General features: G+C 64.5%; 15 protein-coding genes. 10 read left to right on the top strand and 5 right to left on the bottom strand.

Annotation, left to right across the window (positions count from 1 at the left end; translation table 11 throughout):
• From cysT to MOV74_RS16240, 6 genes are all read left to right on the top strand, one after another.
• On the top strand, positions 1-501 hold a 501-nt coding region (gene cysT / locus MOV74_RS16265), incomplete at its 5' end, for a sulfate ABC transporter permease subunit CysT (RefSeq protein ID WP_246924193.1).
• A 10-nt stretch (positions 502-511) separates the two neighbouring features.
• Positions 512-1,423: a sulfate ABC transporter permease subunit CysW gene (gene cysW / locus MOV74_RS16260; RefSeq protein ID WP_246924188.1), complete on the top strand. Its 912-nt coding sequence runs from the start codon at positions 512-514 to the stop codon at positions 1,421-1,423.
• Complete coding sequence (locus MOV74_RS16255) at positions 1,413-2,447, top strand: sulfate/molybdate ABC transporter ATP-binding protein (protein WP_246924185.1); 1,035 nt, start codon at positions 1,413-1,415, stop codon at positions 2,445-2,447. The genes cysW and MOV74_RS16255 overlap by 11 nt, the downstream gene beginning before the upstream one ends.
• Positions 2,448-2,648: 201 nt before the next feature.
• A complete protein-coding gene (locus tag MOV74_RS16250) occupies positions 2,649-3,152 on the top strand; it encodes a CAP domain-containing protein (RefSeq protein ID WP_246924179.1) in 504 nt (167 codons plus the stop codon).
• 93 nt (positions 3,153-3,245) lie between these two features.
• On the top strand, positions 3,246-4,421 hold the full coding sequence (locus tag MOV74_RS16245; RefSeq protein ID WP_246924174.1) for a patatin-like phospholipase family protein: 1,176 nt from the start codon (positions 3,246-3,248) through the stop codon (positions 4,419-4,421).
• Between the two features lies 1 nt (position 4,422).
• Positions 4,423-5,211, top strand: coding sequence for a 3-hydroxybutyrate dehydrogenase (locus MOV74_RS16240; protein ID WP_018318737.1), 789 nt, complete (start codon positions 4,423-4,425; stop codon positions 5,209-5,211).
• 125 nt (positions 5,212-5,336) lie between these two features.
• On the opposite strand, the gene MOV74_RS16235 is transcribed toward MOV74_RS16240, so the two are convergent.
• Both MOV74_RS16235 and MOV74_RS16230 read right to left on the bottom strand, forming a co-directional pair.
• Positions 5,337-6,161, bottom strand: coding sequence for a sulfite exporter TauE/SafE family protein (locus MOV74_RS16235; RefSeq protein WP_246924169.1), 825 nt, complete (start codon positions 6,159-6,161; stop codon positions 5,337-5,339).
• A 198-nt stretch (positions 6,162-6,359) separates the two neighbouring features.
• Complete coding sequence (locus MOV74_RS16230) at positions 6,360-7,727, bottom strand: lipopolysaccharide biosynthesis protein (protein WP_404979148.1); 1,368 nt, start codon at positions 7,725-7,727, stop codon at positions 6,360-6,362.
• A 367-nt stretch (positions 7,728-8,094) separates the two neighbouring features.
• On the opposite strand from MOV74_RS16230, the gene MOV74_RS16225 reads away from it, so the two are divergent.
• Positions 8,095-8,304, top strand: coding sequence for a hypothetical protein (locus MOV74_RS16225; protein WP_246924163.1), 210 nt, complete (start codon positions 8,095-8,097; stop codon positions 8,302-8,304).
• A 28-nt stretch (positions 8,305-8,332) separates the two neighbouring features.
• On the opposite strand, the gene MOV74_RS16220 is transcribed toward MOV74_RS16225, so the two are convergent.
• Positions 8,333-9,172, bottom strand: coding sequence for a protein-disulfide reductase DsbD domain-containing protein (locus MOV74_RS16220; protein WP_246924153.1), 840 nt, complete (start codon positions 9,170-9,172; stop codon positions 8,333-8,335).
• A gap of 142 nt (positions 9,173-9,314) precedes the next feature.
• Between MOV74_RS16220 and MOV74_RS16215 the strand changes: the two genes are divergently transcribed.
• A complete protein-coding gene (locus MOV74_RS16215; protein WP_246924141.1) occupies positions 9,315-9,959 on the top strand; it encodes a YqgE/AlgH family protein in 645 nt (214 codons plus the stop codon).
• Positions 9,960-10,154: 195 nt separating this feature from the next.
• Here the strand turns inward: MOV74_RS16215 and MOV74_RS16210 are convergent, their stop codons facing one another.
• Together MOV74_RS16210 and MOV74_RS16205 are read right to left on the bottom strand one after the other, a co-directional pair.
• Positions 10,155-11,042, bottom strand: a complete 888-nt coding sequence (locus MOV74_RS16210; RefSeq protein ID WP_246924137.1) for a TauD/TfdA family dioxygenase — start codon at positions 11,040-11,042, stop codon at positions 10,155-10,157.
• A 214-nt stretch (positions 11,043-11,256) separates the two neighbouring features.
• On the bottom strand, positions 11,257-12,036 hold the full coding sequence (locus tag MOV74_RS16205; protein WP_246924133.1) for an SDR family NAD(P)-dependent oxidoreductase: 780 nt from the start codon (positions 12,034-12,036) through the stop codon (positions 11,257-11,259).
• A 98-nt stretch (positions 12,037-12,134) separates the two neighbouring features.
• On the opposite strand from MOV74_RS16205, the gene MOV74_RS16200 reads away from it, so the two are divergent.
• A complete protein-coding gene (locus tag MOV74_RS16200; protein WP_246924130.1) occupies positions 12,135-12,872 on the top strand; it encodes an SDR family NAD(P)-dependent oxidoreductase in 738 nt (245 codons plus the stop codon).
• 159 nt (positions 12,873-13,031) lie between these two features.
• Positions 13,032-13,400: a CsbD family protein gene (locus tag MOV74_RS16195; protein ID WP_008546679.1), complete on the top strand. Its 369-nt coding sequence runs from the start codon at positions 13,032-13,034 to the stop codon at positions 13,398-13,400.
• The last annotated feature ends 325 nt before the right edge of the window (positions 13,401-13,725 follow it).

Genomic DNA, 13,725 nt, shown 5'->3' with positions numbered 1-13,725 from the left:
GGCGTGGCGTTGACCGCGCTGTTCGCCGAGAAGGGCTGGCTGGGGGCGCCGCTCGCCGCGGCCGGCATCAAGGTGGCATTTACGCCGGTCGGCATCTTCGTCGCCATGATCTTCATCGGCATTCCCTTCGTGGTCCGCACTGTGCAGCCGGTGCTGCAGGATCTCGACCCCGAGATCGAGGAGGCCGCGGGCAGCCTGGGGGCCAGCCGCTGGCAGACCATCATCCGTGTGATTCTGCCCTCGCTCGCACCGGCGCTGCTCACCGGGCTCGCGCTCGCCTTCGCGCGCGCGGTCGGCGAATACGGCTCGGTGATCTTCATCGCCGGCAATCTGCCCAACGTGTCCGAGATCGCCCCGCTGCTGATCGTGATCCGGCTCTCCGAGTTCCGCTACGCCGATGCCACCGCCATCGCGGTGGTTATGCTCGTCGTCTCCTTCATCATCATTTTCGCCGTCAACCGGCTCCAGCGCTGGTCGCAGAGCCGGATCCCGGCGCGTTGAGGGGCTGGCCATGACGATGCAGATCGCAGACTCCGTTCCGCTCTCGGCCCCCGATGCCAGGGCTCGCGCGCATGCGGCTGCGGCACGGGACAACCTCCGCACCGAGCCGCGCGCGGTGCGTATCGCCATCATCGCATTGGCGATGATATTCCTCACGGTCTTCGTCGTGCTGCCGCTGGTGGTCGTGTTCGCGCAGGCCTTCTCGAAGGGGATCCTCGCCTATTTCGCCGCGCTTGCCGAGCCGGAAGCGCTTGCCGCGATCAAGCTGACGCTGCTGGTTGCGGCAATCTCGGTCGGCCTCAATCTCGTGTTCGGCCTCGTCGCCGCCTGGGCGATTGCGAAATTCGAATTCCCGGGCAAGACCTTCCTGATCACGCTGATCGACCTGCCGTTCTCGGTGAGCCCGGTAATCTCGGGCCTCGTCTTCGTGCTGCTGTTTGGCGCGCAGGGCTATTTCGGCGGCTGGCTCAGGGATCACGACATCCAGATCCTGTTCGCGGTGCCCGGCATCGCGCTCGCCACCACCTTCGTCACCTTCCCCTTCGTGGCGCGCGCGCTGATCCCCCTGATGCAGGAGCAGGGCACGCAGGAGGAGGAGGCCGCGATCTCGCTCGGCGCCTCGGGCCTGCAAACGTTTTTCCGCGTCACGCTGCCCAACATCAAATGGGGCGTGCTTTACGGCGTCCTGCTCTGCAACGCGCGCGCGATGGGCGAGTTCGGCGCAGTCTCCGTGGTCTCCGGCCATATCCGCGGCGAGACCAACACGATGCCGCTGCTGGTCGAGATTCTCTACAACGAATACCAGTTCGTCGCCGCCTTCGCGATTGCCTCGCTGCTGGCGATGCTGGCCTTGATCACGCTGATCGCCAAGACTGTTCTCGAACGTCACCTCGACGAAGGACACGACGCAAGTGACCATTGAAGTCAAAAATCTCGTCAAGAAGTTCGGCGGCTTTTCAGCCCTCGACGGCGTCGACCTCAAGGTCAATGACGGCGAATTGCTGGCGCTGCTCGGCCCCTCCGGCTCCGGCAAGACCACGCTGCTGCGGATTATCGCAGGCCTCGACTGGCCTGATGCCGGCGAGGTCTCCTTCAACGGCGAGGACGCGCTGGCGCAGGGCGCGCGCGAGCGGCATGTCGGCTTCGTGTTCCAGCACTACGCACTGTTCCGCCACATGACGGTGTTCGAGAACGTTGCCTTCGGCCTGCGCGTGCAGCCGCGCGCGATACGGAAAGACGAGGCCACGATCCGAGCGCGGGTGAAAGAGCTGCTCGATCTCGTCCAGCTCGACTGGCTCGCCGATCGCTATCCGAGCCAGCTCTCCGGCGGCCAGCGCCAGCGCATCGCGCTCGCCCGCGCGCTGGCGATCGAGCCGCGCATCCTCCTGCTCGACGAGCCGTTCGGCGCGCTCGATGCCAAGGTGCGGAAAGAGTTGCGAAGGTGGCTACGCTCGCTGCATCACGAGATTCACGTCACCTCGATCTTCGTCACGCACGATCAGGAGGAAGCGCTGGAAGTCGCCAACCGCGTCGTGGTGATGGACAAGGGCCGGATCGAGCAGATTGGCTCGCCCGACGACGTCTATGAAAGCCCCGCGAGCGCCTTCGTCCACGGCTTCATCGGCGAATCCATCGAGCTGCCGGTTCAGGTCGAAGGCGGCGTCGTCAGGCTCGGCGACCGGCCGCTCCGGCTTGCGGCGGACGGGATTGCGCCTGGCGCGTCAAAGCTGTTCGTGCGGCGACATGACATGCTGGTTGGCCCGCCCGGCAGCGGCGCCTTCGAGGGCGCCGTGCAGCATGTCCGCAATTTCGGTCCGGTACAGCGGGCCGAGGTCGCGTTGTCGGGCGGCGAGACGATCGAGATCGACGCCCCCCGCGGCAAGGAACTGCGCGCCGGCGATACGATCGGGCTCGAACCGCGCCGCTACCGGATATTCGCGGGTTAGAAATCTCCGTCATTCCGGGGCGATGCGAAGCATCGAACCCGGAATCTTGAGGTCGTAGCGTGAGATTCCCAGGTGCGCGCTTGCGCACCATAGTTCAGCGCTTCGCGCTGCCCCGGAATGACACCGGTCAGATTTTCTTCAAAATTCACCTTTCAGCCACGGTTGGTATGCAACAACGGCCCCTCATTCGGGGGCACCTCCATGCGCGCTGCGGCCGCAATTCTCATCACTTTGCTGCTCGCCGGCTGTGCCGGCAACGAGGCACCAGTCCAGCAGCCGTCCATGTATGCCGATATGGCGGTCCCGGGCTCCAAACTCGATGCGCCGGCGGCCGCGATCATGATCTCGCAATACCGCCAGAACAACGCCCTCGGCACCGTCGTCGTCGACCCCGACCTGATGCGGCTTGCCGAATCCCAGTCCAATGCCATGGCGGCGGCCAACAAGATGGACCACGATGTCCGTGCGCCGCTGGCCAAGCGCCTGGCCGCCGGCGGCTATCCCGCGACGGTAGCGGTGGAGAACATCTCGGCCGGCTATCATACGCTGGCGGAAGCATTTTCCGGCTGGCGCGACTCGCCTCCGCACCGCGCCAACATGCTCAAGGGCGGTGTCACAAAACTGGGCATCGCGGCAAGCTATGCTCCAGGCACCAAATACAAGGTGTTCTGGACCATGATCCTGGCGTCGACCGAGCCCCGATAAGCCAGACTTGATCCCAGCATGCATTGACGCCGCGGCGGAGTGTCGCCACGGTGGCGTGCCATTTGCTATTGTGCCATTTGCTATTGTTCCCCCATGACCGATCATAGCCCGCAATCCCCCAGCATCCCCGCGAATGCGCAACGCGTCCTGGTCCTGCAGGGCGGCGGCGCGCTTGGCTCCTACCAGGCCGGCGCCCATCAAGCGCTGTGCGGCCACGGCTTCGAGCCGGAATGGGTCGCCGGCATCTCGATCGGCGCGGTCAACGCCGCCATCATCGCCGGCAATGAGGGCCCGACCCGCGTCAAGCGGCTGAAGGAATTCTGGGAAATGGTCTCCGCGCCGGTGCCGTGGAAACCGATCGGCAAGAGTGACCGCAGCCGCGAGCTGTTCAATTCGACCAGTGCCGCACTGATTGCGACTTTCGGTGTGCCCGGCTTCTTCACGCCGCGCATTCCGCCGGCGCCGCTCTGGCCGCCGGGGCATCCCGAAGCTGAGAGCTACTACGACACCGCACCGCTGAAGAAGACGCTGGAGCGTCTGGTCGATTTCGACCGCATCAACGACCTGAAGACGCGCCTGTCGGTCGGCGCGGTCGGCGTCACCTCCGGCAACTTCAGGTATTTCGACAATTACGAGTTCAAGAAGCTGGGCAAGACCATCGGCCCCGAGCACATCATGGCCTCCGGCGCGCTGCCGCCCGGGTTTCCGTCCGTCATGATCGACGGCGAGCATTATTGGGACGGCGGCATCGCCTCCAACACCCCGCTCGACTATGTGCTCGATGCCGAGATCGATCGCGACATGCTGATCTTCCAGGTCGACCTGTTTTCCGCGCGCGGCGATCTGCCGACGTCGCTGCTGGAGGCCGCCGAGCGCGAGAAGGACATCCGCTTCTCCAGCCGTACGCGGATGAACACGGACAAGAACAAGCAGATCCACAACGCCCGAAGGGCCGTGCGCGACCTGATCGGCAAATTGCCGGATTATCTGAAGAACGATCCTTCGGTCGAATTCCTCGCGAAGATATCGCGCGAAAGCACCGTCACCGTGGTGCACCTGATCTACCGCAGCAAGAACTACGAATCCTCGGCGAAGGATTACGACTTCTCCCACGTCGCCATGGTCGAGCATTGGGAGGCCGGGGTGAAGGACGTGCATCTGTCGATGCGCCACAAGGACTGGCTCGAGCGGCCTCAGTCCGGCGAGACCATGGTGACCTACGATCTCACGGGGGACGTCACCGCACCCCCGCCAAAAAGGAGCGAATAGCATGGGTAGTCTGTCAGGCAAGAATGCCGTCGTGACCGGTTCAACCAGCGGCATCGGGCTCGCTTACGCGCGTGCCTTTGCCGCAGCCGGAGCGAATGTTGTCATCAACGGCTTCGGCTCCCCGGAAGACATCGAGAAGGAGCGCGCCAAGATCGAACAGGACTTCAAGGTGAAGGCGATCTATTCGCCGGCCGACATGACCAAGCCCGCCGAGATCGCCGGGATGATCGCGCTCGGAGAGAAGACCTTCGGCTCGGTCGACATCCTCGTCAACAATGCCGGTATCCAGTTCGTCTCGCCGATCGAGGAGTTTCCGCTCGAGAAGTGGGACCAGATCATCGCGATCAATCTGTCCTCGGCCTTCCACGCCATCCGCGCCGCCGTGCCCGGCATGAAGAAGAAGGGCTGGGGCCGCATCATCAACACGGCTTCGGCGCATTCGCTGGTCGCCTCGCCCTTCAAGTCGGCCTATGTCTCGGCCAAGCACGGCATCGCCGGTCTCACCAAGACCGTGGCGCTGGAAGTTGCGACCCACAAGATCACCTGCAACTGCATCAGCCCGGGCTATGTCTGGACGCCGCTGGTGGAGAGGCAGATCCCCGACACGATGAAGGCGCGCAATCTGACGCGCGAGCAGGTCATCAACGACGTGCTGCTCGATGCGCAGCCGACCAAGGAGTTCGTCACCTCGGAGCAGGTCGCCGCGCTGGCGCTGTTCCTGTGTGGCGACGACGCCGCGCAGATCACCGGCACCAACCTCTCGATCGACGGCGGCTGGACCGCGGAGTAGGGCGGGGTGCCGTAGGGTGGGCAAAGGCGCGCCAGCGCCGTGCCCACCATGCTTCCGCAATTGGGAGAAAACGGTGGGCACGCTTCGCTTTGCCCGCCCTACGATTCCGGGCGTTCGCTTCCCACTCAATGTCCCCAGGCGAGCGCCGTCACGAAGGCCGAGGACAGGTGCAGCTCGGCAAACATGATTTTGCCTGCGACCACGAACAGGACGCTCGCAAGCGTCAGGCGCAGCACCGTCTCGGGCACGCGCGTGGCGCTGAAGCTGCCGACGATGATGCCGGGCAGTGAGCCCATCAGCAGCACGCCCATCAGGGCCCAATCCACATCGCCGAGCGCCCAGTGCCCGATGCCGGCGACCAGTGTCAGCGGCACCGCATGGGCGATATCGGAGCCGACGATGGTCACCATGGGCAGGCGAGGGTAGAGCAGCAGCAGCACGGTCACGCCGACCGCGCCGGCGCCGACCGACGAAATCGAGACCAGCACGCCGAGCACGATGCCGGTGACGACGGTCGCAATGGCGGTGACGCGCTCGCCGACCTGTTCGAGCCGGCGGCGATAACGCTCCATGATGGATTTGCGGAAGATCAGCGACGTCGCGGTCAGTAGCAGCGCGAAGCACAGCACCAGATTGACCAGGTTGCGCTCGGAATCGCTCTTGAGGTCGAGCTTCCACAGCACCAGCAGCGTCAGCGCGCTCGCGGGAATGCTGCCGCAGGCGAGCCGCAGCACCGCCGGCCAGTGCACGCTGCGCGACCAGCCATGCACCACGCTGCCGCCGGTCTTGGTGGCGGCGGCATAGAGCAGGTCGGTTCCGACCGCTGTGGAGGGATGGACGCCGAACAGCAGGATCAAGAGCGGCGTCATCAACGAGCCGCCGCCCACGCCGGTCATCCCGACAAGCAGGCCGACGCCGAATCCTGAGGCGACGTAGAGTGGATCGAACATATCAGGGGAATCTTAGGTTGATCTCGTCGGTTAGGCAATACGACGTAGAATAAAGTTCCCCTAATGCGCAACCGCCTGGGCAGAATAAGAAAAATTTTGCATCAGGTTCACGAAGGAGAGGCGTTTTGCCTCGTTCCTGTACGTGCTCTGACAGAGCCGTTCCCTGAGGAAGCAGCGAGCACGTCAGGCGCGCAGCGCCTATTTGCCGAACGCCAGCACGTGCAGACCGAGCCGCTGCCGCACGATCCAGAACAAGAGCACCGTTTCGAAGGTGAGGGAGATCGAGGTTGCGGCCGCGGCGCCGTGGCCGCCGTAGCGCGGGACCAGCGCGATGCAGAGCAGGAGGTTCATCACGAAGGCCAGTGCATATGCGAGCGCGCAGATCTTCTGCTGACCGAGCATGTTGAGCAGCCGTTCGACCGGGCCGATCGCGGAGCGCACCACCAGGCCAATCGCGGCGACGAACATGATGTCGTAGCCGATCACGAATTGCGGCCCGAACAGCCAGAGCAGCGGCTTGCCGAGCGCGAGCAGCACGATGGTCGCCGCCAGCGACGGCCAGAACGTCCAGCCGATCGCATGCGCGACATAGGCCGACAGCCGTGCCTTGTCGCCGCTTGCGTTGTATTCGGCGAAGCGGTGCGCCGTCGTCGCCGACATCGCATAGTGGATGAAGGAGACCAGCGCCAGCGTCTTCACGACAGCGAAATAGACGCCGACCTCGTCGGAGGGGCGGAATTGCTGCAGCACCAGCACGTCGGTGTAGGACAGCAGCAGGTAGAAGCTCTCCACCAGCAGGATCGGCAGCGAGACGGCGAGCCAGCCGCCGATGTCATAGGTCTTGGGGCCGGGCGCGATATGATCGGCGAGCTTGCGGTTCAGCACCACCATCTGCCCGGTCATCGCGATCCAGACCGCGCCCGCGCTCGCGGCCATCGCGGCGACCGCGCCGAGATGATAGCCGAGCAGGAACGCAATGGCCGTGATGCCGATAATCAGCGCCTGGCGGATGATGAATTGCGGCATCAGGCCGAGCTGCATCCAGTCATGCGAGCGCGCGATGCCGTCCTGGGTGTTGGCAACGACGAAGGCCGGCAGCGTCATGCAGCCGATATAGAGCGGCAGCTGCTCGGCCGGGTCGATCCAGGGCGACAGCAGCTTGACGATGCCGGCAAGGGCGAGGGAGACCAGCGTGGACACGGCGAAGGTCAGCCAGCGGCTGCCGGAGAGAAAGCCGCGCAGCAACGCCTGCTCGCCGCTGCTGCGATACTCCGGAATGATTTTCTGCGCCGAGGCCGAGATGCCGAAATCCATCATGCTGCCGAGCAGCAGCACCCAGGTCCACACATAGACATAGATGCCGTAGTCGGACGTGCCCATCCAGCGCGCCAGCAGCACCTGCGAGACATAGGCGAGGCCGGCGCTGATCACGCGGATGATGAAGATGGTGCCGGCAAGCCGCCGCGTCAGCGATGCCTCGCTCGGGCCGCCCGTCAGCTTGGCTCGCAGCCGTGCAATCAGCCCGGCCGGTCCGGTTGTTGCGGGTTCTGCATCCATCACGGCCAATTCGAACGGTCCCCGGAGCGCGCGCATGCTGCGGCAGGCCTGGGACTTAGCAACCATTCCTTAAGATTCGGTTGGAACGCCTCCGGCCGCGTCCCGCCAAGGCCGGCGCGGCGAGCATCGTTTCGCATGCCGGGTCAGGCGGCGCTGTTGCGGTTGTCACTTCATCCAGGAAGTTTCCATCCTGCCTATTTGGAGGGGTGACGTCCTGCGCCGCTTCGAATTATGCTCGCGGCATAGTGGAGGCATTTGGAATATGTGCGGGCCGGCATGCTCGTGCATGGAATTGGCGCGATGCCGGGCGGAGACCACAACAGTTCGCGGTCCCGGCAGACGCTTGCGTTGAACGTCATTTCAGAAGGAGCGATTGATGACTCGATTTATGACGTGCGTGACCGTGCTCGCCGCATTGGCCGGCTTCGATCTCTATTCCATGACACCCGCGCGGGCGGATGCGTGGGGATGCTCATACGAGAAGTGCCTGGCGGCCTGCGCCAAGGTCGGCGGTCAGCGATGCAGCCTGTATTGCACGAAGAAGTTGCAGGAAAAGCAGGCCTCGAAGGTTTGCCCTGCATCCTGATCGGCTTCGTTGCGCCATCCGCGACGACCTATTCCAGATTCGTATTGAACTCGTAGGACTTCTCCGGTCCGACCAGCGTGAACTTCAGCGCTGCGCCGTCGGGCTTGGCGCCCGGCGGCAATCCATCGAGCTCGAACGAGAAACGTTTGACGCCGACCGGGCTGGGCTCGACCTGGGTCGGGATCGGCAACGCCCAATCGGGAGTCGGCCCTTCCACGTACAAATTGACGTTGCGGCTATCAGGAACAACGACGTCGACGATCACATTCTTGGGTCCGTCGCGCTTGACGTCGCGGATGGTGAGCGGATTGGGATCACCGATATTGGCAGGCTTGGGCACCGTATCGAGCGCGGCTCGCAAATTGGCATCCTCGGTCGAGGCGACGCTGTTGAAGCCGAGCTCGGCGCTGGCCTCGACCGGAATGCAGAGCTTCTCGCACACCGCGTAATGGATCTCGGCGCGCAAGGTCACGGGCTTGTCGGCGGCCTTGGCGACGATGCGCAACGGCAGCACGATCTGGTTGTGATAGCCGATCGAATGGCCGCCCGCGCCGTCGTCGAATTTCAGCGGTGCAGGCCACATCACCGTCACCGCCTCGACATTGTCCGACTTCGAGAAGTCGAACCGCGGCGGCACCCCGGAATCCCCGGGCATGCGCCAGTAGGTCTTCCACCCCTGCTGGAGCTGGAAGGCAATACCGCCGAGCAGGACTGCGCCACTGCGCGATCCCGCCAATAACCGCACCGCGGAGTGGCCGTCGCGCTGCCACGGCGAAGCGTCATCGGCGCGGGCTGCGATCGCCAGCGACGACGCAAGCAGGGTTGTCGCGACGCCAATCGCCGCACGCAGGGGAACTCTTGGGAGCATAGCACGTCTTTACAGGGTCACCCCGGGGCAAACCATTGAATTGCTTGTGATGGATGCACTTGAATCGCGTCTCTGCAAGCCTTGATTTGACAGCGGCCCGGCCCGACATCAGGATAGGAATTGAAACCGGAGTGCTTTAGCGATGGCTCCCACAGGCAAGAGGACGGGCGAAAGCACCCGCAGGGCAGGCCCCGCGCTCCCCAATTCGGCCGGTTATCTCGACGGCCGGCTGCTGATCGCGATGCCGGTGATGGGCGATTCCCGCTTCGAGCGTTCGGTGATCTATCTCTGCGCCCATTCGGCGGAGGGAGCGATGGGCATCATCGTGAACCACCCGGCTGGCAGCATCGACTTCCCCGAGCTCTTGCAGCAGCTCGGCATCATCAAGAAGGGCGAGCACATCAAGCTGCCGGAGAACGCCGAAAGCATGAAGGTGCTGCGCGGCGGCCCGGTCGATACCGGCCGCGGCTTCGTGCTGCATTCCAGCGACTTCTACATCGAAAACGCGACGCTGCGGATCGATGAGGGTGTCTGCCTCACGGCGACCGTCGACATCCTGCGCGCCATCGCCAACGGCTCCGGCCCCAAGCACGCCATTCTCGCGCTCGGCTATGCCGGCTGGGCGCCGGGCCAGCTCGAGACCGAGATCCAGAGCAACGGCTGGCTGCACTGCGATGCAGACGCGGATTTGATTTTCGGCGACGACGTCGACGACAAGTACGGCCGCGCCTTGCGCAAGATCGGCATCGATCCCGGCATGCTCTCGAACGAGGCCGGGCACGCGTAGCTCCAGCGCACTCGTTGCGTCATCCTCCGCTGTCGTCCCGGACAAGCGCGCCTCAAGCGCGCGCAGACCCGGGACCCATACTCCCAGGATGAAGTTTGAGGCAGGCCGGTCACTCCGGGTCTTCGCCAAACCACGTCCGGTGGTTGGGTCCCGGATCTGCGCTTCGCTTGTCCGGGACGACAGCGGAATATGTCGCTACTCCGCCGCCTGCTGCTGCACCGTCGGCTCCGTGCCCGCCACGGTCGCGCGGCGCATGTCGCGAGGTTGCGACTGGTCGTAGCGGCGGACGCGGTGCATGGTCTGGCGGTTGTCCCACATCACGAGGTCGTGCAGCTTCCATTTGTGCACGTAGACGAACTGGGCCTGCGTCGCGTGCTCGTTGAGATCGCGCAGCAGCAGCCGCCCTTCCGGCACGCTCATGCCGACGATCTTGCCCGCGTGCGATGACAGATAGAGCGACTTGCGGCGATGGACGGGATGGGTGCGCACCAGCCGTTGCAGCACCGGCTTGAACATCTCCTTCTCTTCGTCGGTATATTCGGTGAAGCCGAGCGATCCCCGCGAATACATCAGCGAGTGTTCGCAGACGAGGTCATCGATCTCCGCCTTGGTGTCGTCGTCGAGCGCGTCATAGGCGGCGCGCATGTCGGCGAATTCGGTGTTGCCGCCCTTCGGGTTCACCACCCGCGCCGACAGCAGCGAGAACTTTGCAGGGATCGGGCGAAACGAGCTGTCGGAGTGCCACAGGCAATTGCCGAGGTTGAAGAGATTGGCGCGGCTGTCCTTCGGCAGCGGCTTGCCGTCCTTGCCAAGGTTGGAGACGTCATTCAGGCCCGAGGTGAGGCGGTATTCATCCGCCTTGGTGATGTTGCCGCCGCGCGCTTCCTCGCGCTGACCGAAATTCAGCGCGAACGCCATCTGCTGCTCGTCGGTGATGTCCTGGTCGTGGAAAACCAGCACCGCATATTTGTCCATCGCGGCTTCGATCTCGCGCGCCTCAGCCGGTGTGAGCGGCTTTCGCAGATCGAGTCCGGAGACCTCGCCGACAAAATGGCTGTGAAGCTGGCGGATGGCGATCGTCATGGCGCTATCTCCCGGAGCTGCGAGCGGTTGGTCCCGCTCTGTCGAGGAAAAGCTACTCCCGCACTCGTGGTTGTCAACGCTCGGCGCGTATAGCTGTCCGTAGCAGGCACGACATAGCCCGGGTGAGCGCAGCGATACCCGGGAACGGTGCAAGCAAAGTCCCGGATGTCGCTTCGCTCATCCGGGCTACGCTCTACGGCACCTTTGATGGCGCTTACGCGTTCCGCGCCATCAGCCCGCCGTCGACCGGGATCACCGCGCCCGTGAGGAAGGACGCGGCCGGCAGACAGAGGCTCAGCGTCATATGCGCGACCTCCTCGGGATCGCCGTAGCGGCCGAGTGCGGTGCGGCGCTTGGCGTAGATCGTCTTGTGCTCCTCGGAGATGCGGTCGGTGATCCCTGTGCGGACCGGGCCCGGGCAGATGCAATTGACGGTGATGCCCTCGCGGCCGAGCTCCACCGCCAGCGAACGGGTGAGGCTCGCTACGCCGCCCTTCGCTGCTGAATAGGGGCTGTGCAACGCGGTGGCGCCGAGCGCCTCGGTCGAGGCGATGTTGACGATGCGCGGGCTGTTCGATTTGCGCAAGTGCGGCAGCGCAGCGCGGATGATGCGCGGATGCGCCGTCAGCATCACCGCGATGCCTCTGGCCCAGGCGTCCTCATAGCCCTCGTCGTCGATCGCAACCCGCACCGAGATGCCGGCATTGTTGACGATGATGTCGATTGCGCCGAAATGCGCGGCGACCTCACCGACGACGCGCTTGATCTCGTCACCGTCGGCAACGTCGAGCTCCCAAGCCTTTCCTGCGCCGCCACTCGCGGCAATCTCCTTGGCAACCGCACGCGCGCCTTCGCCGTCGAAATCGGTGACGGCGACGTTGGCGCCTTCTGCGGCGAACAAGCGCGCGGTCGCGCGCCCCATGCCGCTGGCCGCGCCGGTGACGAGAACGGTCAGGCCCTTGACGGACCGGCTGAGCTCTTTGAACTCGGACATGTTGTTTCCTCAGGAAGCCGCTTGTTCTTGTTATGATTGACAAGGCTGGCATCGATCCGCAGACAGGTCAAACAAGCAAGACGAAAAGGGAGGCCGCGATGGCGAACGAGCTCGATTTCTCAGGCAAGCAGGTGCTGGTCGTCGGCGGTTCGAGCGGGATCGGCAACGGTATCGCGCAGGCTTTTCGCACGAGGGGCGCGCGTGTCGCGGTGTGCGGCACGCGGGCACAGCCGCAGGATTATTCGATCGAGGAGGGCTCTGATCTCACGGGCCTGTCTTATGCGCAGCTCGACGTCGGCAACCCCAGTGCGATCGAGGCGTTCAAGCCGTCCTTGGACAGGCTCGACGTGCTCGTGCTCGCGCAAGGCGCGGTGCTCTATCGCCGCGGCGAATTCGAGATGAGCGGCTTCCGCAAGGTGGTCGAGGTCAATCTCATGAGCCTGATGGCCTGCGCCACGCGATTTCATTCCATGTTGCGGGATTCCGGGGGCGCGCTGATCATGGTGTCCTCGACCGCGGCCTATCATTCGACCATGGGCAATCCCGCCTATAACGCCTCGAAGACCGGTGCGGTCGGATTGACGCGGACGCTGGGTGAGGCCTGGGCCGGGGACGGCATCCGCGTCAACGGCATCGCGCCCGGGCTCGTCGACACCAAGATGACGAAGGTGACGACGGACAATCCGAAGCGGCTCGAAGGCGCGCTCGCGCGCATCCCCCTGCGGCGATTGGGCACGCCGGCCGACATGGCAGGCGCGGCGCTGTTCCTGGCCTCGCCGCTGTCGTCCTACATCATCGGCCAGACGCTGGTCGTCGATGGCGGGCTGATTCTGTAGAGGGCTCATCTTGTAGCCCGGGTGAGCGCAGCGATACCCGGGAACGGTGTAAGCAAAGTCCCGGATGCCGCTTCGCTCATCCGGGCTACACTTTCGTCACGACTTGGAACTGCGCTGCTCCTGATCGGTTACTTGGGCTGACCCCCGAGGAGGAGCATCATGGATACGGATCGAATTGTTGGATCGGCCAAGGAATATGCCGGACGCGCGGAAGGCGCGATCGGAGACATGGCAGGCGACGCGAAGACGCAGGCATCGGGCAAGGCCCGGGAAGCTGCGGGCACGGTGCAGAATCTCTATGGCCAGGCCAAGGATGCCGTGCGCGATGCCACGGACACCGCCGCCGGCTACGCCAAGGACGCCTATGAGAACAGCGGCGAGACTTTCCGCGATGGGACACAGGCACTGTCGAAGAAAGTGCAGGACAATCCGCTCGGCTCGCTGCTGGTCGCCGGCGGCATCGGGTTTGCGCTCGCACTTCTGATGTCGCGGCCTGCGCGCCGTCCGCCGCCGCGCTGGCGCTACTAACGGCTAAGCGACAAGCACTCACTCGTGCCCCGGACGCGCTGCAGCGCCAGAGCGCTGCTGCGCAGAGCCGGGGCCCATTCTTTTGTAAGAGAGTTGGCGTGAGAGAGCTGGGTCCCGGCTCTGCGTCGCAACACCAAGAGGTGCTGCGCCGCGTCCGGGACACGGCGGCAATTACCGGAACATCTCGGCGGAGCGTCCGACGTTACCCGGCGGACGTGGAGCCCCTGGATTGAGATTCGGATTGCGCGGCCCGGGCGCCGGCGCCAGCTGACGCGGCGGTGGCTGCGGAGAGCCGAAGCCGAAGAAATCGCGGAACATCGGCGCG

The organism is Bradyrhizobium sp. SHOUNA76 (assembly GCF_023006445.1).
Lineage (GTDB): Bacteria > Pseudomonadota > Alphaproteobacteria > Rhizobiales > Xanthobacteraceae > Bradyrhizobium.
The sequence above is the reverse complement of the archived record's forward strand: the minus strand, read 5'-3'. Positions and strand labels throughout refer to the sequence as shown.